The organism is Nocardioides aquaticus (genome assembly GCF_018459925.1).
GTDB classification, from domain to species: Bacteria; Actinomycetota; Actinomycetes; order Propionibacteriales; family Nocardioidaceae; genus Nocardioides; species Nocardioides aquaticus.
In genome coordinates, this window is sequence record NZ_CP075371.1 from 3,998,266 (window position 1) to 4,017,580 (window position 19,315).

Genomic DNA, 19,315 nt, shown 5'->3' on the forward strand with positions numbered 1-19,315 from the left:
ACCGCGCCGACATCCGTGCAGCGCGGATCTCAGGATGGCGTAGGCCGCAGCCAAGTTGATCATCGGTCTATTCGATAGCCCGAGCCGCTCTAGTTGGTCGCTCTGGCCTTCGCGCGTAACCAGTCGGTGGGGCTCGCCTGCTTCGGCCCCGCCGGTGCGCCAGCGTCCGGGTCCTCGGTCGTCGGTTGCTCAGTTGTGTCCGCGAGGTCGTCGTAACCCAGACCGAGTTGGGAAGCGTCGATCCTCTTGTCCCAGAGTCCGACCTTGGTGCCGGTTCCGTCGGGTACGGCCTCGTCGGCGTAGTGGAGGCTGGCGTTCTCGAATGACTTGAACTGGTAGATGGCGGCGTTCATGTGCTGGGCGTTGAAGAGGCCAAGCCGGTTGAGGAGTCGGAAGTCTTTGACGGTCAGCCCCGTGACGCGGGTGAAAAGTTCGGAGTCGAGTGACTCGATGACGTCCTTGAGCGATTCCTCACGGAAGTCCGTGACGTACATGAATACGGGGATCTTGGCGAGAAATTTCTGCAATTTCTCGCGGATCTGCTTTCGTGCACTGTTGGACTCCTTTCTCTCCGTTTTCTCGTCGTCGTCGAGGTTGTTCTTACCTTTCTCACGCTCAACCTTTTTCAGTTTCTTGGTTGAGGTGACGACCTGCTGGGCCATGTTGGCGAGGTTGCGGAAGTCCTCGATCTGCTCCAGCGCTTCCAACAGGTCGGGGTGTTCGAGGAGTGCGCTGAGAGTGTGCTCATTGACGTCGACTAGGACCGGCGAATTCCAGCGGGCAGCGAGGGCAGATGCCCCCACGCCAGTTGTGGCGATGTTGAGTACGTCGGCGGCGTCCAGTTGGCGCATCTGTCCGCCTGAGAACTGGAAGATGGGCAAGTAGTTCATGAGGTCGCCAATGGCCTGCTGTGGAGTGGTCTCTCCAGTCGTCGCTAACTTCATGCCGTATTCGGCTACCAGAGTGAGCGCACGGTTGGGATCAAACTCGAAGACGTAGACGGTGTCCTTCTGGACGTCGATGCTGCCGCCTGCCGTGCGATACGACCAGGGTGACTGGACGCGGAACGCGGACTGGAAGTAGGACTCAGGCGACTTGAGGCTGCGGAGCATGAGGATCGCGCCCCACTCGCGGATGGTCACACCTGTCATCAACTTGCCGCAGGACAGCGTGATGGACCCAGACAGCCTTTGGTCGCGAGCCTTTTTGATGGCTTTCTCGACGGGTGGCTTGGCCTCCGCACCCATGCCCGCACCGGCACCCGCCGCGACGTGGATTTCGAAGCCGTTGAAGTATGGGTGCGCCTCAAGGATGTCACGCATAGCGAAGCAGGAACCCACGTCAGCCATGTACCAGACGGAGTGCTGGATGGCGTCTCTGAAGTCGGCTGACTCGTAGGGGAAGGGCGCCTTCTTCCCGCTCACCCCGAGAAGTTGCACCTTCATCTGCTCGGTTAACTTGCCGCGCAGCATTTCCAGGAAGTCTTTGACGCGGGTCTCGTCGTTGAAGGTGTAGGTGCCGCGCTCGACCTTCTTGGACTTGGATTCGGGGTCCGCCTTCTGTGCCTTGAAGTATTCGGTCAGGCTGAACCCGTTGAACTCGCCGTCGTTAGCCCACTCTGTTGCGGGCGCACCGATCTCGTACGCGTACATCTTCATACCCGGCAGGTCTACGTACGGGTTTTGTCCGTCCGCGTCATCCCAGTGAGCCTTGGCGTTCTGCTCGTCTACGTAGGTCCAGTTGAATACCGCGTCTTCGGTGAACTCGCCGTTGGTGATGGCGCGGAACGGCGTGCCCGACAGGTAGAGGTAGTGCTTGGAGTTGAGACCAAGGTCTTCCTCCGTCACCCAGTCGTCCGGTTCCTCGACCTCGGCGAGTTCTTTCTCGGTCGGGTCGTAGAGGTCACGCGCACCGTCTCGCCAAGCACCGAAGTGGTACTCGTCGAGAACGATGCAGTCCCACTCGATGTAGTGGAGTGTCTCGTTGCGTTCCTTGATGCCGCCGCCCGCTGCCTTCCCGGTGATGTCTTGGAACGACGCGAACCAGACCAGCGGGTCCGCTCCGTCAGCCAACTCATCCGCGACGTTGACCGGCGTTGTCCGGTCAACGAAGTGCCACCCCTCGAAGTCGACGTGCCCGAGAAGGTCGTCGCGCCAGGCCGACTGGACTGCCGGTTTATAGGTGAGGACGAGGGTTCGCTTGAAGCCCATTTCTCGGGCCAGTTGGTAGGCGGTGAAGGTCTTCCCGAAGCGCATCTTGGCGTTCCAGAGCACTTTAGGAGCGTGTGTGCCGCCTCCCTGGGAGAGGAAGTAGCCAGCCGTTTGCGCGACTGCGTCCTCCTGCTCGGGTCGCATCGGGAAGTCTTGTGTGCGCTGAGACTCGTAGGCAGTTCCGTTGCGCACTGCAACGAGGGCGGCTTTCACCTCGTCGAGAGTGGCTTCAAACCACTCTTGCTCTTTCGAGATCCCTTGGGTGACGAGTGCGCGGTGAACGTCTCGGTCGCCGAACCACGAACCGTCGGAGCGTTTCGCCTCTTCTTCTAAGAGGATGTCAACCCCACGGAGTCCCGGGTAGGCGGTGTTGAGTTGCTGCTTGATGCGTTCGAAGGCGGTGGGCTTTGTTGTCTCGCCGACCTTGATGAGGCCGGTGCCGGTTGTGTGCATTTGACCGACGGTTCGGTCCCAGGCTTGGTCTTTCCGTCCGGGCACGGTGTAGGCGTAGATCAAGCGGCGGGTCTCTGGGGCAGGGGCCGTTTCAGGAACCTCTTCAACGAACGCTTTTTGCGGATGCATGCTCATTGGGGACCTGCGTCGGAAGCGGGGTTGACAGCCATCTCGCGGACCTGCGACTTGATGAACTCGACTTCAGACGCGTCGAGCCCGTACCGCTGGTAGAGGTCAGCGTCCGTCCAGCGCGATGCCATGGGCAAGTCTGGGACGAAGGCGAAGGTGTCTCTTTTGATGTCTTGCGTGTTCATGCGGAGTTGAATGAGGAATCGCACGAACCGTGTCCGAAGGAACGCGTCGAGGTTTCCGGCCTGTTCCATCTTCTCGTAGGCACCGACAACGAGGTAGGTGCCTGAGCAGGCGGTGTCTTTCCCTACCAAAGTTGGGGCGGCTGTGACGCGGTACGGGGGCTCACCGTCCTCTCCGTATGCCCGGTGCATCAGCACCTTGCATAATCCGACCTCGGACTTGTTGACCGTGATCGCGTTGCGGTCCATCCACGTCTGCTTTTTGCTGCCATAGAAGCGAACCGCGTCGGGCAAGCCTGCGGAGGTGTCCTTGCCATGCACGTTTGTTTGGAAGCCGAACGGAAGTCGGGAGGACACCTTGGCGTCGAGTGTGGCCTCGTTCTTGGACTGGACTTTCCGCAGGATCGAGACCGCTTCGTTTCGGCGGATGAGAACGTCCCATTCGTCGAGGTGGCGCTCAACCGGCTCGCCCAGGGGCTGACCGTTCCACATGGTCTGGACTCGGCAGGTTCCGGGTTCGTCACGGTTCCAAAGGAAGTAGGAGACGCCGCCGCGAATCTTCACGCCCGGGAAGGCGTCGTAGAGGCGGGGGTAGTCAACCAGCACACGCATGTGGCGGTCCGCCAGTCGGGCGGCTCTGAACTCAGCGAGTCCGAGTCCTCCGGCGAACCACCTCGATGGAGTAATCATGGCTACGTATCGAGGCCGTAGAGCGATTGCTTGGTCCACAAAGAGTTGGTAGAGGGGTCGGTCGCGGTTCGAGCCGTCTACGCCGATTTGGTAGGGAGGATTGCCGACGATCACATCGAACTTCATGTCGCGCATCTCCTCCGTCGGGTAGGCGTCGTGAATGAATGAGTAGGCGTAGTTCTCGCGTGCTTCACCGCGTTCAAGGTCGAACGCAGCGCCGCACTTTAGACATCCGCCCGTGACGGTTCCATCGATCTTTTTGGGGTAGGTGTGTCTTGTATGAACAAACGGGAGGTTGCCCGCTCCGTCGTCGAACTGCACAACTGAGTCTGATCCGCTCGCGTCGCGGCTGTAGTAAAGCGAGCGCCGCGAGATGAGTCCGGTCATTTCTGTTATGGAGGTTCCCCAAAGCATGTTGCGGTAGATGTGGTCGCGGCGCGCATCGAAGTCGGGGAATTGGTCCGAGAGGCCCTCCAAGAGCCGCCCTGCGGCTTCGCGGAGGAACACTCCCGACTTACAGAATGGGTCAAGCCACACGTAGTCGGGTGTCCCCCAAACGTTGCCGGGGAGTTCGTCCAGCACTGCTCGGGCCAACTTGGGCGGAGTGGGGACCTCGTCGTTGGACAGTTGGGCCAAGCAGTCAAGGATGTCTGGCACGTACTGACCGGTGCGGATCTGATTGGCGACCTCATACTGGCTCGCCCTTACTTGCGTCATTCCGTGCCCCCGCGCGTCGACTTTTTGCTGTCACCGGCTCCGGGTTCTTCGCGAGCAGGCCGTAGTGGATAGGTACATCATCCCCCTTCGGCGGCGCAGCGGGTTCGCTAAACAAGTCGAGTTGCTCTACCGCGGGTGGCTCCTCCAGGAAGGACCAAGTTCGGGTGAAGGTGCCTCCACGGCCCGGCCTGTACTCAACGAACTGGATGGTCCGAGCATGCGAGAGCGTGTCCCCCTGAACAATGTTCGTGGCAAGAACGACGTTGACGGCGGACGCGAACCCCTCCGACACAGACCAAGAGACGAGGTCGTTGTCTACATGAGAGGCGATGACCCAACGGAGTCGATCGCGAGTTTCGGTGACGTTCTCCTGGTCGATGTCGACGGCGTAGATGCTCGCGAGACATCGGAGGATTCGGTGCTCGTACCGTTCGCCGTGGCCGTAGCGGCGGACTGTGACAGTCGACAGTTTCCGGCGGAGGATCTCTTCGAGGAAGTTTCCGGACCCACACGCAGGTTCGAGGAACTTTCGGTCGTGGTTGCCGGGGTCGCGCGCGCTGGGGAACATGTTCGCGACAAGGTCGAGCATGGCGTTGACTTCACGCTCGTGGGTGTACACCTCAGCGAGGTCTCGCACGCGGTCGCGGGTTTTGATTTGGGTGCGGAGGGCCGCGATGACGTCAGTGTGGTCGTGGGAGAGAGCCGCGCTAGGTCGTGCGGTCGTACCCATGAGTCAACCCTCCTTCCGTCGCTGTAGTCATCGGCACGTTCCTCGACCCGCCCTCGTCGGCTGGTTCTCACGATATGACTGACCCCTGACAGGACGGGCGAGGCTCGCGCACGGGCGCGAGGCGGGACCACCGCCACCAACGGGCCCGGCGCAACGATGCCGGGACCACGATCGAATGCATGCTGCCGCAGTTGGCGCTACCCGATTCTTTGCGCCGGGCACCCCAGCCAGCGGGTGGTCCCAACCAACGATGTGAACGGCTCGGGCCACTCGCCTGTCTTCGCGGGCGCGTCCACCCAGCAAGCACCCTGGGGGCACCTGAGAATCAACCGGTGACCCTCACAGACGACCCCGCCGGACTACCTGTCGAGCCGTACCAGGTGATGCCTGCGCTCACGGACGAGGAGTTCGCAGCACTGAAGGAGAGCCTGCGTGAGCATGGGTGCCTCGTCGCGGTCGAGTACGACGAGCACGGCGACGTTCTGGACGGGCACCACAGGCTTCGTGCGCTGCGGGAACTGGGCATCGGGAGCCACCCAAGGGTCATCCGGGCGGGTCTTGGCGGTCACGCCGAGAAGGTGGCGCATGCGCTGGCATTGCACCTTCACCGTCGCCATCTGACCCTGGAACAGCGGGCCGGGGCGGTTCTGCGGCTTCGGGGTTTGGGGTGGAGTGTGCGCCGGATTGCGGGCGAGACCGGCATCCCTCGGTCGACGGTCTCGCGCGATCTGACCCGGTCACCGGAGGCGGGTCCAGAGGTCATCGTGGGGGTAGACGGGAAGTCGTACTCGGCCCGACAGCCAATAAGGCCGACCACCGTTTACGTCCAGTCTGCTCACCAGCAACGCACGGCTCAAGACGCGTTACGCGTGCTCGGGCAGGACACGCCACGTAAGGCTGTTGACCTGCGACGACTCGAACGACTGCGCCGTGAGAAGAACGCTCGGACCGGTCGGGAGGCGTTGGCATCTGAGTCGGTGGTGCCCGACGTGGACCTGCGATGCGCCGCCATCGCAAACCTCCGAATTGCGGCAGGCACTGTCGACCTCGTTCTGACCGACCCGCCTTTCCTCCGTGAGGATTTCGCTCCCGGTGGCCCTTGGGACGTGCTCGGGCATCGGACGAGTGGCTCCGACGATCGGAGTCAGAGGGCCGGGCCGCGCGCAACGCACAGCGCGAGCAGCAACGGGCACGAGAAGAGCACTTGCTCAGCCTCACCAACGAAGAACGTGCAACGTACCTGTCCAAAGAGCAACAGATCGAGCAAGCCCGGCAGCAAGTCGAGGAAGAAGCCTCTCGCTACTGGGACGAACTAAGGCACCGTGCGTCGCGTGTGGCTGCCGAGCATCACAGACGCAGCCGACCTTTCCTTGTGCTGGACACCTGGCAGTCGCTTTGTCACCACAGACTCTCCGCTGAACGGCGCAAAGACTTTCTTGCGCACCCCGACGTCGAAGCAATCGGGTCATTCGACCACGAGACCATTGAACTGGCGGCTCGCCGGGCGATGGCTGCGAACGACGGTGACCTTCTCCTTACGCAATGGCTGGAGGAAGCGCGGGAGCGCGACCGTAAGCAGCGGGCGCGCGCCGAGATCCCCGATTGGAAACGCAACCTCCCACCTGGGTGAGCCGAAACAGATCCCACGTTCTCGGAGTCTGCGTGAGTCCTGTCGCGGAGTCGCCAACCGCTCGGCACCGGCCCGACGCGTTGCGAACGACCCGGATGCTCCCTCTGAGCAATGCGGCAAGACCGCATCAATGTGAAGTCAGCGGCACCGCCCGGTGCCGTGCCGTGTCGATGGCCCGCGTGACCGGTGACGAGACCGTCACCCCACACAACTCCTACCCGGACGCCGAACAGTTCCTAGCCACACTCGGGGACTACGAATGTTTGGACGCAGAAGAAGCAGCGGCGGTGCTGGACAAGGAACATGACCGGCGCCTAGTCGTGTCGCGTCGCGTCCACCTGTCAGGGTTGCTGACGCATACCTCTCTCGACAGCGGCCAGCACTGCGGTCCGGTTGTGTCCGTGGCTCGCGGCAAGTCTCACAGCCGCCTCGACCGCGCCGATTCGGTCAACCAGGGCTCCGTCGCGCCGGGCCACGGCGCTTCGCAGGCCCCCTGCCCACCTATCCTTCAGGACTTTCGCATCACTTCCCCTTGAGAAGACGTACTTGTCTTTCCCAACGTCCCATCGCACACCCGCGACACGGAGCCGCTCGCAGATGGGGCCAGCGATGACCTCGGCGGCGACCTGAACTAACGACAGTGTGATGTCGGGGTTAGCCGCCAACACACTGTCGTAAAACGCCGCAGGTTTGCTTACACGGGCTGAGTCATCAGCATCGTCTGGAAGATTGAAGCGGGTCCCACCGTTCACGCCGACAGAGTAGCGACGTCAGCCGACACGCGTTGCCCAACTCTTGGCCTCGCGGACACGCCTCTCCAAACGACGGCATCGGCGCAAGACGAGCGAGCCTCCACCGCATCCCCGCCCGTGCCGAAGGCGAACACCATCACCTGACCACCTGGGTCGTCAGAACCAATTACGACGACCCCGTCCAGGGGTGCCTTGACCCAGGCTCCCCGACCCGAACCAACTCGGCGACTCGTGAGATTGGCCCGGTGACGAACCCGCATCATCGGCCACCGCAAAGAACCGCAGGCCCCTAGAGAGATCTAGGAGCCTGCGGTTCACTTCGCCATCACTCAAACCCGGGCCAGGCTCGAACAGTTGCTCAACTAAGCACTTGTCGCAGCACTTGTCGCAGCGGTTGTCGTAGCACTTGTCGTCAGCCCAGCATCAAACTGTCGTCCTACAGGAGCGGGGCTCAGCGGGTCGCTTCTAGCTGCAGCCCGACGTGCTCCCGCAACCCTCGCACACGTAGCAGGACCCGGCCGGGCGCATCTTCGTCCCGCAGGTCATGCAGAGCGGGGAGTCGACGGCGGTGCCGGTGAGCTTCTCCATCAGCTCGGCCGAGGTGTGGGCGACCTTGGCCGGCTCTGCGGGGACCTCGCGCTGCGAAGAGCCCTCTGAATCATGGGTGATGACGGGCTCGCGCACGTCGAACTCCTCGTCGAGCAGCTCGCTGGCCGAGCCGGTCTCCTCGAGGAGCTCGTACGAACCGGTCTCGAGGTGGCGCTGACGCTCGTCGGCGGAGTAGATGCCCAGGGCCGCGCGGGAGTCGAAGTCCAGGTAGTCCAGGGCCAGGCGGCGGAAGATGTAGTCCATGATCGACTGGCTCATCCGCACGTCCGGGTCGTCGGTCAGGCCGGCGGGCTCGAAGCGCAGGTTGGTGAACTTGGAGACGTAGGTCTCCAGGGGCACGCCGTACTGCAGGCCGATGCTGACCGCGATCGAGAAGGCGTCCATCACGCCGGCCAGGGTCGAGCCCTGCTTGCCGAGCTTGAGGAAGACCTCGCCGAGCTCGCCGTCGTCGTGGGCACCGGAGGTCATGTACCCCTCGGCGCCGCCGACGGTGAACGACGTGGTGCGCGAGATGCGCGACTTCGGCAGGCGCTTGCGGGTGGGGGCGTAGACGACCTTCTCCACGACCTTGGTCTCGACCGGGGCGGTGTCCTCGGACTTGCCGTCGTCGGCCTTGCCCTCGTTCTTGCCCTTGCCGGTGGCCATCGGCTGACCGACCTTGCAGTTGTCGCGGTAGACCGCGGTCGCCTTGAGGCCGAGCTTCCAGGACTGGAAGTAGACGTCCTCGATCTCCTCGACCGTGGCGGTCTCGGGGAGGTTGACGGTCTTCGAGATCGCGCCGGACAGGAACGGCTGGCAGGCAGCCATCATCCGGACGTGGCCCATCGGGCGCAGCGAGCGGGCGCCCATGGCGGTGTCGAAGATCTCGTAGTGCTCGAGCTTCAGGCCGGGGGCGTCGATGACGTGACCGTTCTCGCCGATGTAGGCCACGATCGCCTCGACCTGCTCGGGCTGGTAGCCGAGCTTCTTCAGCGCACGCGGGATCGTCTGGTTCACGATCTGCATGGAGCCGCCGCCGACGAGCTTCTTGAACTTGACCAGCGAGAAGTCCGGCTCGATGCCGGTGGTGTCGCAGTCCATCATGAAGCCGATGGTGCCGGTCGGCGCGAGCACCGAGGCCTGGGCGTTGCGGAAGCCGTGCTCGGCACCCTGCGTCTGCACGTCGGACCACGCCTGGGTGGCCAGCGCGTGCACCGAGCGGTCGTGGGAGTGGATCGTGCGGACCGCGTCGTTGGCGGCCTGGTGCTTGCGCATCACGCGCTGGTGGGCCTCGGCGTTGCGGGCGTACCCGGCGTAGGGACCGACGACGCTCGCGAGCTCGGCGGAGCGCTTGTAGGAGACACCGGTCATCAGCGAGGTGATGGTCGCAGCCATCGCGCGGCCGCCGTCGGAGTCGTACCCCAGGCCCATCGCCATCAGCAGGGCGCCGAGGTTGGCGTAGCCGATGCCGAGCTGGCGGTAGTCGCGGGTGGTGTCGCCGATCGGGTCGGTCGGAAAGTCGGCGAAGCAGATGGAGATGTCCATCGCGGTGATGATCACCTCGACGGCCTTGCTGAACAGCTCGGCGTCGAACGTGTCGTCGTCCTTGAGGAACTTCATCAGGTTCAGCGAGGCGAGGTTGCACGAGGAGTTGTCCAGCGACATGTACTCCGAGCAGGGGTTGGACGCGGTGATCCGGCCCGTCTCGGGGTTGGTGTGCCAGTCGTTGATCGTGTCGTCGTACTGCAGGCCCGGGTCGGCGCAGGCCCACGCGGCCTGGCTGATCTTGGTGAAGAGCTCGCGGGCGTCGACGCGCTCGATCTCCTCGCCGTGCTTGCGACCGCGCAGCGCGAAGTCGGTGCCGTCCTCGACCGCACGCATGAACTCGTCGCTGACGCGCACGGAGTTGTTGGCGTTCTGGTACTGCACGGAGGTGATGTCGGCGCCGCCGAGGTCCATGTCGAAGCCGGCGTCGCGCAGCGCGCGGATCTTGTCCTCCTCCTTGGCCTTGGTCTCGACGAACTCGACGATGTCGGGGTGGTCGACGTCCAGGACGACCATCTTGGCCGCACGACGCGTGGCGCCGCCGGACTTGATGGTGCCGGCGGAGGCGTCCGCGCCGCGCATGAAGGAGACGGGGCCCGAGGCGGTGCCACCCGAGGAGAGCAGCTCCTTCGACGAGCGGATCCGCGACAGGTTCAGGCCGGCGCCTGAGCCGCCCTTGAAGATGAAGCCCTCCTCCTTGTACCAGTTCAGGATGGAGTCCATCGAGTCGTCGACCGAGAGGATGAAGCAGGCGCTGACCTGCTGCGGGCTCTGGGTGCCGACGTTGAACCAGACCGGGGAGTTGAACGAGAAGTACTGGTTGAGCAGCAGCCAGGTGAGCTCGTGCTCGAAGACCTCGGCGTCGCCGGCGGAGGCGAAGTAGCCGTGGTCCTTGCCGGCCTTGACGTAGGTCAGCACGACCCGGTCGATGAGCTGGCGCAGGCTGGTCTCGCGGGCGTCGGTGCCGACGGCGCCGCGGAAGTACTTGGTGGTGACGATGGTGGATGCGTTCAGCGACCAGGTCGTGGGGTACTCCACGTTGCGCTGCTCGAAGACGGTGGCGCCGGTCTTCCAGTTGGTCTGGACGACGTCGCGACGCTCCCAGGTGACCTCGTCGTAGGGGTGCACGTCGCGGGTGGAGAAGACGCGCTCGATGTGGAGCCCCTCTCCGCGGGCCTGCTGAGCGTCGGCCCGGTTCACCGTCTCGGTCATCTGGTGTCTCCTCGTGTGCTGCTGGTGTCGGTCATCAGTCTTGCGCGGTCCACCGACAGGGGTCGGCGCACCGGTGGAGCGGGGGGTCCCGATCGTGGTGCGAGCACGGTCGAGCAGGTGGGGATGAGGTGGTGCACCCCGGCAGGCAGCTTCCCCACTCCCTGCCGGGGTGGTCTGGGTCAGCCCGTGGGGGCTGGGGCGCGGCCGTCGAGGCCGTCGAGCGCGGCGGGCGAGTCGGGCGTACGCCGCTCGCTGCGCAGCTGCGCGATCTCGTCCTCGAAGTCGTCGGCGGACTCGAAGGCCCGGTAGACGGAGGCGAAGCGCAGGTAGGCGACCTCGTCGAGCTCGCGGAGCGGGCCGAGGATGGCCAGGCCGACCTCGTGCGCGGGGACCTCGGCGGCGCCGGCGGCGCGCAGGGCGTCCTCCACGGCCTGGCCGAGGCGGTCGAGCTGGTCCTCGGTGACCGGGCGGCCCTTGCAGGCCTTCCGGACGCCGGCGACGGCCTTGTCGCGCTGGAAGGGCTCGGTGGCGCCGGAGCGCTTGAGCACCGTGACCTGCATCAGCTCGACGGTCGTGAAGCGCTTGCCGCACTCCGAGCACGTACGCCGGCGGCGGATCGAGCCGCCGTCCTCGGCGACCCGGGAGTCGACGACCCGGGTATCGGTGTGCCGGCAGTAGGGGCAGTGCATCGCGGGTGTCTCCTCTCGGGTGTGTGGATGTCGGGCGGCGTGTCAGGGTGGCCGGGCGCGCTCGTAGCACCGCTCGAGAGCGGTGGATGAACCTGTGGAGAACGGCGTTTCCCTGGGGATAACACGCGCTGGCCTGTGTGCCATCCGCATCGAACTGTGAACTAGATGTGGATAACTACATCCGTGTAAGTACTAGATGTAGTGGAACCGTACGCCCGGGACCCCCAGAGCGCAACCTGTTGCGCAATCTCGGCGTTATTGTTTTCGGCGGGCCGCGTCGTCGCAGGTCAGCGGTGGTCCGGGCATGCTTCTCGACCGGTCCGGGGCGCGGCTTGCGTCGGCACCGGCGACCGGTCACGGTGGGGACATGGACCAGATCGAGATCGTCATCGAGGACCTCCCGCCGGCGAAGAGCGAGGGCAAGTCGATGCTGGCCGCCGCGCACCGCCACCACTCCCGGGTGGTCGCGCTGCTGCAGGCCGCGCGGGACCACATGAAGTCCACCGGCCACCAGGGTTTCGGCAGTGCCGCACTGACGCTCGACGTCACCCTGACCTCGCCGGAGCCACCGGCCTCGGACGCCACGAACTACCTCGGCGGCATCACCGACGTGCTCGAGGCCAAGGGCCAGCGTGGCCCGCTGGGGCACCTCGGCGAGCTGGCGAAGGTCGCGCTGTACGACGACGACCGGCAGTTCCAGGACGTGCACTTCCGCTGGCAGCAGGGCAAGCCGACGGGCTACCGGGTGCGGATCCGCCCGCGCGCCTAGACGGTTCTCCCGGACGACGAGCGCGGAGGCAGCGTCAGCAACAACGCGGTCGACGTCCTAGCGCAAGCCAGCGGGATCTCGGCGTCAGCAATCCGGATCTTCCATATAGCGATCAACGTTGCAGAACCCGTTGCTCGGAAGACTGTTGATCTCGTCATAGGACACGGCAGCCACGATCGCACCGATGACGAATACCAGCGCGATGCCGATGCCGATCCAGCCGAGGACGATCCCCGCGACAGCCATGCCACCGCCTACCTGCTGACCATGAGAGCGCTTGATCTGGGCACGGGCGACATAGCCGAACACGAGTGCCAGGATCGAGCCGACCCAGTAGAGCCACAGGATGCCCAGCACCATCGAAGCGATGGCCAACCCGTTGGTGGCTCGGACATGCATCTGTGGCAAGTACGGGTACGCGCCTGGAGGAGGCGGCAGGCCCGGTGACTGCTGAGGCGGGTAGTAGTGCCCGTCGCTGGCCTGCCACCAACCCGGCCCGGGCGGGTTTGCGCCAGCGGGGACACCGGGGTCGCTCTCACTCATGGCGCGAAGGTTCTCATGCCAGCCCGGCTGTCGCGGGACAATCTCCATGACGCTGCAGCCAGCCCGACTGGCGAGCTGCGGATCGAGTCGGCTGGGGCGCACCCTGGTCCGGGTTGATCCCCGGTAGCAGTCGGCTGGTCGGCTCCGCGGTCCCAGACGCAAGAACGGCCGCCCCCGCGCGATGCGGGAGCGGCCGTACGAGGGGTGGCGGCGCCGTCAGCGCCGCCGGGTGATCACGGGGTGATCGAGCGCGGCGAGGACGCGTTCGCGACACGGTTCTCGGCGTCGATCATCCAGGCGAGCTGCTCGAGGCGCTCGAGGATGCCGTGCAGGATGTCGGCCGAGGTGGGGTCCTCGGCGTCGACCTCGTCGTGGATGCGACGGGCGGTGCCGGCGGTGGCGTAGATCGCGGAGACGATGCGGTCGACGGTCTCGGCGGTGTCGACCTCGGTCGAGGGGAACTCCGGCAGGCTGGTCTGCGCGCCGACGGTGGCGGCGCGGGCGTCCGGGACGACGTAGAGGGCGCGCATGCGCTCGGCCACGGTGTCGGAGAAGGTGCGCGCGTCGTCGACGACCTCGTCGAGCTGCAGGTGCAGGTCGCGGAAGTTCTTGCCCACGACGTTCCAGTGCGCCTGCTTGCCCTGCAGGTGCAGGTCGGTCAGGTCCACCAGCAGCTGCTGCAGGTGGGCCCCGAGGGTCTCCGAGGCGCGGTACGGCGGGTGGGCGGTGTGCGCGCCGGCGCTCGCGGAGGTGGTCAGGTCGGTGCTCTGCATCGTGTCGCTCATGGTGAGACGGTCCTTCCGATCGGGGATGTCCCTACTGTGACACCTTTTCTTGATTGGTTCCAGAAAGGGAAGGCTTGCCTGCGTTGGCGGATGCGGCAGGTCAGACCCGGTCGGGGCAGGAGCAGTCGACCGGGAGGCGCACCGTGCGCAGGTCGGCGCCGGTCGCGGCGCCGCAGCCGTCGAAGGGCACGTGCCAGCGGTCGACGCCCTCGGCAGTCAGCACGGCCAGCTCCACGCCGTCGCGGTCGACCACGAGCGGCACCACGGCCGCGGCGTCGTACCCCTGGGCGCGGGCACCGGCGAGGAGGTCCTCGCCGTGCACGGCGGCGAGGTGGCGCAGCACGGCGGCGGCGTGGTGACCGAAGGTGTCGGGCTCGGAGCGCAGGAACGCGTCGACCGGGACCACTACGTCGTCGCGGCCGGGCTCGACGAGGCGGATCGAGAGCAGCGTCGGGACGTACGCACGCATCCCGGTGTCGTCGGGGCGGTCCATCGTGAAGGAACCGGTCAGCCGGACCACCCGCGAGCCGGGACCGGGCAGCGTCAGGGTCGCGACACGGCAGGCGGCCAGCGCCGGGACGGCAGGCGAAGTGCCAGCGAGGAGGACCCGGACGCGGCCGTCCTCGGCCACGTCGACCGAGACCAGCGTCTCGGTGGAGGGCGTACGGCAGCTGCGGGTGCGCAGGGTGCCGGTGCGGGCACCCGCGACCGAGGTCCGGGCCTGCTCGGCCCAGGTCGAGGCGGGGTTGCGCAGCAGCTCGCCGGTCATGAGGTAAGGCTACCCTCACCCCCCGCCTCGGCGGTAGGTGTCCGCGGTCTCAGTCCGGCCAGTGGACGCCCGCGCGTCGACCGCCCGCCCGGGCAGTTCAGCAGCGCGTGAGGCGGCCTTGGTCAGTCGTCGCGCAGGGCACGGTGCTGGTCCACGTTCCGCCCCGCCCGGGGGTCCGGCACCGTCTCTGCCTCGACGGTGGCGATGGTCTCGTCGAGCCGCACGTCTCGCGGGAGGCTGCGGTAGTCACTGGTGGCCTTCGCACCGCCTGGGCGGTCGTCGTCTGTCGGCATCCTCTGACGCTAGTGCTGCAGTCCAGTCCGTTCTCGCGTGCTCCGCGATGCCTGCTCGTCGGACCCATCCAGATCCCGGTCGACGCCTCTACCGGGTCTCGGTCACGTCGATGCCCGGCTGCCCGAGGTCCTTGCGCAGGTGGACGTCGTCGCGGCCCGGCGTGGGGACGGGCTTCCGCCGGACGATCTCCTCGTACCCCAGGCGCCGGTAGAACGCGGGAGCCTGGAAGGTGAAGGGGGTGACGAACGCGTGCGTGCACCCGCGACCGACCGCCTTGGTCTTGAAGGTCGAACCGGTCGAGCTCATCGCTGAGGCGCTGATCGAGGGCGGTGTCGGTCCGGTCATGCGTCGGACGGTTCCAGGTCCGGACCCGCGAGGTCGGCGAGGTCCGCCATCTCCGCGAGCTCGCGCCACCAGGACACCCGGGTGGGACGGCCGTCGTAGTCAGGACGCCGGTTGGCGCCGCTGGGGCCGGGGAGCACGAACACCTGGGTGCGCCCGACGTACCACTCGGTGGCGCCGAGCAGCTTCGGTGGCCTGCGACCCAGCGCCCGGGCCGCCTGCTGGGCCGCGCCCTTGCCGGTGAAGGCCAGCCAGTCCGGCTCCCACCGCTCGACCTTGGCGACGAGGTCGTCGATGTCGGCGAGATAGCGGGTCCCGTCGGGAGACGGGCGCCCGACCAGGTCGGTCAGCCCCAGGCCGAGCGCGGGCAGCCGGTGGTCGTCCTCGGGGCGCAAGAGCGTGGGCGTCATCCCGGCGAGGTGCAGGCACTCCCAGAAGGAGTTGCCGGGGGTCGCGTAGTAGTGCTCGCGGGTCTTCGGACTGTCCTGACCGGCCTGGCCACAGAAGACCACGGCGGGATCCGGACCGACGATGTCGGGCAACTCCTCCACGCCCCCACCCTCTCGTCCTACACAATGACCCCCATGGGCGGAAAGCGAGCCGGGTCGCGACGAGGTCCCCGGCCCCAGCGACGAGTCTCACCGACCCTCCTGGGGTTGTCACTGGGGGTCACGCTGCTCGTCGTGGCGTGGGGCTACCTGGTCTTCGCGGCCATCGACTTCGGGTCCGAGGCGCGCGGCGGACGGGGCGAGGCGTGGTGGTTCCTCGGGCTCGCGTCGCTGGGTGCGGTGGCGTGCCTGTTCGCCGGGCTGATGCTGGTCGCGCGGATCCTGCGGCTGCTGGCGACCCCGCCGGCGGCTCCCTCCGTGGGGCACGCGAACGACGTCGACACGGTCGCGACGAGCGAGGGGTACGTCGGGCGCCGCGTGCGCTGACACGACTGGCAGATGCGTGAGGGGCGGGGCGGCCGTGGCCACCCCGCCCCTCAGCGTTCCCCTGCTCGTCGACGGGGTCGAGTCGTCGACGAGCCTCTAGCCCACCAGCGGCGCGGGTCGATGCGCCGGCGTGGTGGCCGACACGTCACCCGAGCGGGACGCGCAGCTCCTGACCGGCCTGCAGCACGCCGGAGTCGAGGTCGTTCAGCTCCTGGATGTCGGTGACGACCGAGGCGGCGTCGCCCTCACCGGTCGCGGCCACCGTCTCCTGGGCCAGGCCCCACAGCGTCTCGCCCGGGGCGACCACGACGACGCGGGTCGGGTCGGGGGTGTCCTCGCCGTCGGCCATCGAGGCCTGCGCCAGCAGGAGGCCGGCGGCGAGCAGGACGACCAGTGCGAGGAGGAGCACGGCCAGCCGGCCCCGACGCGTCAGACGCACGGTGGTGGTGGGGCGGGCAGACTGCAGGGTGGCGCTCATGGTGACCTCCTGGGGAAGGGGGCGGTCAGCGGTGCCGGATGCGGTGCTGACCACCGGGGTCGGTGGTGGACGAACCAATGTCTAGAGGCCGGCGCCGACAGCCCTCGGTGACGAGGCGGTCGGGCCCGGTCGATCAGACGTTCGATCGAACACCTGAGCGACAGTAGATCACCTGTTCGAACGAGCGCAAGACCCCGCTCGATCATTTGTTCGACAGCCTTGGCCGGTCACCCGCGACACGCGGGTTCGAACAGGTGTTTGAAGTGGGGGTGCCCGACGGTCTAGCGTCACTCCTGTCACACCGACCCCGGAGAGGTGCACCCGCATGCCCAAGAAGAACGTCAGCGAGCTGCCCGACGGCCCGGCGGACGCCACCGGGCTGACGCCGCGCCAGCAGCGCGTCCTCACGCACATCAAGGAGTGCCTCGAGGCACGCGGCTACCCGCCGAGCATGCGCGAGATCGGTGAGGCCGTCGGCCTCACCAGCACCTCGAGCGTCTCCCACCAGCTGCGCGTGCTGCAGGAGAAGGGCTACCTCAAGCGCGACCCCAACCGCCCGCGCGCCCTCGAGGTGTTCCTGCCCGAGCACATGGCCTCGCGCCGCTCGCTGGGCAGCGGCGAGGAGTCCAGCATCGACGAGACGGGCGTCGGCGACGTCGTCCCGCAGGCCGCCAACGTGCCGGTCGTCGGCCGGATCGCCGCCGGTGGCCCGATCCTGGCCGAGGAGCGGATCGAGGAGATCTTCCCGCTGCCGCGCCGCATCGTCGGCGACGGTCAGCTCTTCCTGCTCGAGGTCAGCGGCGAGTCGATGATCGACGCCGCCATCTGCAACGGCGACTTCGTGGTCATCCGCCAGCAGCCGACCGCCGAGAACGGCGACATCGTCGCCGCCATGATCGACGGCGAGGCCACGGTCAAGACCTTCCAGCGCAAGGACGGCCAGGTGTGGCTGATGCCGCACAACGCCGCCTACTCCCCCATCGACGGCACCCACGCCACGATCCTGGGCAAGGTCACCGCCGTCCTGCGCAGCCTGTAGGACCCGTCCCCGGGGTCGGGTGAGCGGTCCCGGGGATGTCGGGGGCGGCACGTACGCTGCGGGTTGCCCGCACCGCCCACCCCCGGGAGCCCCCCATGCGTCGTCCTGCCACCACCGCCCTGCTCGGGGGTGTGCTGAGCGTGCTGCTCCTGGCCCCGCTCACCGCGGTGCCGGCCGCGGCCGATCCCGACCCGGGCCCCGGCTCGGTCCCGGGCTCCGTTCCGGACTCGGTCCCGGTGCTGCCCGACGTCGTGCTGGGCGAGCGTCCCCCGCTGCCCGAGGAGACGCTGGAGGAGGTCCAGGAGCTCTTCGCCGACGGCGTCGGCGGGCCGGCCGCGGACCCCGGCGAGACCGAGCCCGGGCCCCCGGTGGCCGACGAGCGGGACGTCACCCTGGCGCTGCGCGACCTGCTCGCGGCGCGCGGCGACCTGTCCCGGCAGGACCGCGCCACGGCCGACGCCTACCTGGCGCGTCCCACCGACGGCAACGGCTCGCCCTTCGGCGTGCGCTACCGGGTCCGCGAGGCCGCCCCGACCTGCAACGCCGACGTGTGCGTCCACCGGGTCGACTCGACCGCCGACGCCGCCACGCCGCGCTTCGCCCGGCGGGTGCTCACCTCGGTGGCCGGGGTCCACGACACCTACGTCGCCGCGGGCTACCGCGCTCCCAGGAGGGACGGCCGGGCGCGCAACGACGGCGGGAACGCCAAGACCGACATCTACCTCGCCGACATCGGCGACAAGGCCATCTACGGCTACTGCACCTCCGACCCCGAGGGCCCGTACGACGGTGGTTCGGCGCGGTTCAGCACCTGGGCCTACTGCGTGCTCGACAACGACTACGTCCGCCAGCAGTACCCCCGGAACACGCCCCAGCAGAACCTGGACGTCACCGTCGCCCACGAGTACTTCCACGCCGTCCAGTTCGCCTACGACCTCTTCGAGGACCCTTGGCTGATGGAGGGCACCGCCACCTGGGTCGAGGACGAGACCTTCGACGGCGTCGACGACAACGTCTCCTACCTGCGGTACGGCCCGATGGGCAGGCCCGCCCGGCCGATGGACCTCGACCGGGGTGGCCAGGAGGTCTACGGCGCGTGGTCGTTCTGGCGCTTCCTGACCGAGAGGTTCCCGGCCAAGCAGGGCGGGCTGCCCACCCTGGCGCGCGACGTGTGGGAGGAGGCCGACTTCCTCAACCCCGACGAGACCTACTCGCTGGCCGCCCTCCAGCGAGTCCTCAAGGCGCGCGGCACCTCGGTGCGGGCCCAGTTCGCCGACTACGTCGCGGCGAACCGCTTCTCGCGCCAGCGCTACGAGGAGGGCAACGCCAACGCCTACCCGCGCAGCCCCGTGGCCGACCAGCGCGAGCTGACCCTGCGCCGCACGGCGTACTCCTCGACCCGACGCCTCGGGCACCTCACGGGCTCGACGGTGCGCCTCGAGCCCGGGGGCGGCCTGAAGTCCAACCGCTGGGTGCTGCGCGTCAAGGCCGACCTGGCGGCGCCGAGGCGCGGCTCCGAGCTGCGGATCTCCGTGGTCGCACCGGACGGCACCGCGAAGACCAGCCGGGTCGCGCTGGACCGCAACGGCAAGGCCTCGGTGCGGACGCCGTTCTCCACCCGCCGGGTCCAGGCCGTCGAGGTGCACCTGGTCAACGCCAGCACGCGCATCCGTGACTGCTTCAGCCTCGGTTCGGTCTCCTGCCAGGGGTACGCCCGCGACGACCGTCAGCCCGCCGTCCTCCGCGCCACCGCCCGCGCCCGCTGACCCGGGGCCCCTCCCCGCGCGCCCGACGTGGCCGGAAGGTGAACACTGGCCAGCGGCTTCGTCCGGGG

At 67.2% G+C, this 19,315-nt stretch carries 19 protein-coding genes; 5 read left to right on the forward strand and 14 right to left on the reverse strand.

Annotation, left to right across the window (positions count from 1 at the left end):
• Positions 1-89: 89 nt before the first annotated feature.
• The 4 genes from ENKNEFLB_RS19425 to ENKNEFLB_RS23285 all read right to left on the reverse strand — a co-directional run bounded on the left by ENKNEFLB_RS19425 (position 90) and on the right by ENKNEFLB_RS23285 (position 5,680).
• On the reverse strand, positions 90-2,726 hold the full coding sequence (locus tag ENKNEFLB_RS19425) for a GIY-YIG nuclease family protein (RefSeq protein WP_214056875.1): 2,637 nt from the start codon (positions 2,724-2,726) through the stop codon (positions 90-92).
• Between the two features lie 68 nt (positions 2,727-2,794).
• On the reverse strand, positions 2,795-4,300 hold the full coding sequence (locus ENKNEFLB_RS19430) for an Eco57I restriction-modification methylase domain-containing protein (RefSeq protein WP_214056876.1): 1,506 nt from the start codon (positions 4,298-4,300) through the stop codon (positions 2,795-2,797).
• Positions 4,301-4,352: 52 nt separating this feature from the next.
• Positions 4,353-5,111 (reverse strand): hypothetical protein, encoded by a 759-nt coding sequence (locus ENKNEFLB_RS19435; RefSeq protein WP_214056877.1) that lies wholly within the window; start codon positions 5,109-5,111, stop codon positions 4,353-4,355.
• A gap of 359 nt (positions 5,112-5,470) precedes the next feature.
• Positions 5,471-5,680, reverse strand: a complete 210-nt coding sequence (locus tag ENKNEFLB_RS23285) for a hypothetical protein (RefSeq protein ID WP_246535671.1) — start codon at positions 5,678-5,680, stop codon at positions 5,471-5,473.
• Between the two features lie 635 nt (positions 5,681-6,315).
• Here ENKNEFLB_RS23285 and ENKNEFLB_RS19445 point away from each other — a divergent pair.
• Positions 6,316-6,741: a hypothetical protein gene (locus ENKNEFLB_RS19445; RefSeq protein ID WP_214059691.1), complete on the forward strand. Its 426-nt coding sequence runs from the start codon at positions 6,316-6,318 to the stop codon at positions 6,739-6,741.
• A gap of 341 nt (positions 6,742-7,082) precedes the next feature.
• Here the strand turns inward: ENKNEFLB_RS19445 and ENKNEFLB_RS19450 are convergent, their stop codons facing one another.
• From ENKNEFLB_RS19450 to nrdR, 3 genes are all read right to left on the reverse strand, one after another.
• Positions 7,083-7,493 carry a hypothetical protein gene (locus tag ENKNEFLB_RS19450; protein ID WP_214056879.1) on the reverse strand — a complete coding sequence of 137 codons (411 nt, stop codon included), beginning with the start codon at positions 7,491-7,493 and terminating at the stop codon, positions 7,083-7,085.
• Positions 7,494-7,958: 465 nt separating this feature from the next.
• Entirely contained in the window at positions 7,959-10,838 is a 2,880-nt protein-coding gene (locus ENKNEFLB_RS19455; protein WP_214056880.1) for a vitamin B12-dependent ribonucleotide reductase, read from the reverse strand.
• 179 nt (positions 10,839-11,017) lie between these two features.
• The gene (gene nrdR, locus ENKNEFLB_RS19460; protein WP_214056881.1) at positions 11,018-11,527 is read right to left on the reverse strand and encodes a transcriptional regulator NrdR; all 510 of its coding nucleotides are present in this window, start codon (positions 11,525-11,527) and stop codon (positions 11,018-11,020) included.
• Between the two features lie 367 nt (positions 11,528-11,894).
• Between nrdR and ENKNEFLB_RS19465 the strand changes: the two genes are divergently transcribed.
• Complete coding sequence (locus tag ENKNEFLB_RS19465; RefSeq protein ID WP_214056882.1) at positions 11,895-12,296, forward strand: RusA family crossover junction endodeoxyribonuclease; 402 nt, start codon at positions 11,895-11,897, stop codon at positions 12,294-12,296.
• An 84-nt stretch (positions 12,297-12,380) separates the two neighbouring features.
• Here ENKNEFLB_RS19465 and ENKNEFLB_RS22965 read toward each other — a convergent pair whose 3' ends face one another.
• The 6 genes from ENKNEFLB_RS22965 to ENKNEFLB_RS19495 all read right to left on the reverse strand — a co-directional run bounded on the left by ENKNEFLB_RS22965 (position 12,381) and on the right by ENKNEFLB_RS19495 (position 15,580).
• The gene (locus tag ENKNEFLB_RS22965) at positions 12,381-12,839 is read right to left on the reverse strand and encodes a DUF4190 domain-containing protein (RefSeq protein ID WP_214056883.1); all 459 of its coding nucleotides are present in this window, start codon (positions 12,837-12,839) and stop codon (positions 12,381-12,383) included.
• 233 nt (positions 12,840-13,072) lie between these two features.
• Entirely contained in the window at positions 13,073-13,624 is a 552-nt protein-coding gene (locus ENKNEFLB_RS19475) for a Dps family protein (protein ID WP_246535672.1), read from the reverse strand.
• Between the two features lie 100 nt (positions 13,625-13,724).
• A complete protein-coding gene (locus ENKNEFLB_RS19480; protein WP_214056884.1) occupies positions 13,725-14,393 on the reverse strand; it encodes a hypothetical protein in 669 nt (222 codons plus the stop codon).
• 122 nt (positions 14,394-14,515) lie between these two features.
• Positions 14,516-14,686 carry a hypothetical protein gene (locus ENKNEFLB_RS19485; protein ID WP_214056885.1) on the reverse strand — a complete coding sequence of 57 codons (171 nt, stop codon included), beginning with the start codon at positions 14,684-14,686 and terminating at the stop codon, positions 14,516-14,518.
• A gap of 88 nt (positions 14,687-14,774) precedes the next feature.
• A complete protein-coding gene (locus ENKNEFLB_RS19490) occupies positions 14,775-15,032 on the reverse strand; it encodes an N-acetyltransferase (RefSeq protein ID WP_214056886.1) in 258 nt (85 codons plus the stop codon).
• A complete protein-coding gene (locus tag ENKNEFLB_RS19495) occupies positions 15,029-15,580 on the reverse strand; it encodes a mismatch-specific DNA-glycosylase (RefSeq protein WP_214056887.1) in 552 nt (183 codons plus the stop codon). The genes ENKNEFLB_RS19490 and ENKNEFLB_RS19495 overlap by 4 nt, the downstream gene beginning before the upstream one ends.
• A 105-nt stretch (positions 15,581-15,685) precedes the next feature.
• Here ENKNEFLB_RS19495 and ENKNEFLB_RS19500 point away from each other — a divergent pair, with 105 nt between their 5' ends.
• The gene (locus ENKNEFLB_RS19500; RefSeq protein WP_214056888.1) at positions 15,686-15,964 is read left to right on the forward strand and encodes a hypothetical protein; all 279 of its coding nucleotides are present in this window, start codon (positions 15,686-15,688) and stop codon (positions 15,962-15,964) included.
• A gap of 145 nt (positions 15,965-16,109) precedes the next feature.
• Here ENKNEFLB_RS19500 and ENKNEFLB_RS19505 read toward each other — a convergent pair whose 3' ends face one another.
• The gene (locus ENKNEFLB_RS19505) at positions 16,110-16,442 is read right to left on the reverse strand and encodes a LysM peptidoglycan-binding domain-containing protein (protein WP_214056889.1); all 333 of its coding nucleotides are present in this window, start codon (positions 16,440-16,442) and stop codon (positions 16,110-16,112) included.
• A gap of 325 nt (positions 16,443-16,767) precedes the next feature.
• Here ENKNEFLB_RS19505 and lexA point away from each other — a divergent pair, with 325 nt between their 5' ends.
• Together lexA and ENKNEFLB_RS19515 are read left to right on the forward strand one after the other, a co-directional pair.
• Positions 16,768-17,481 (forward strand): transcriptional repressor LexA, encoded by a 714-nt coding sequence (gene lexA / locus ENKNEFLB_RS19510; protein WP_214056890.1) that lies wholly within the window; start codon positions 16,768-16,770, stop codon positions 17,479-17,481.
• A 95-nt stretch (positions 17,482-17,576) separates the two neighbouring features.
• Positions 17,577-19,247 carry an MXAN_6640 family putative metalloprotease gene (locus tag ENKNEFLB_RS19515; RefSeq protein ID WP_214056891.1) on the forward strand — a complete coding sequence of 557 codons (1,671 nt, stop codon included), beginning with the start codon at positions 17,577-17,579 and terminating at the stop codon, positions 19,245-19,247.
• Positions 19,248-19,315 lie beyond the last annotated feature (68 nt).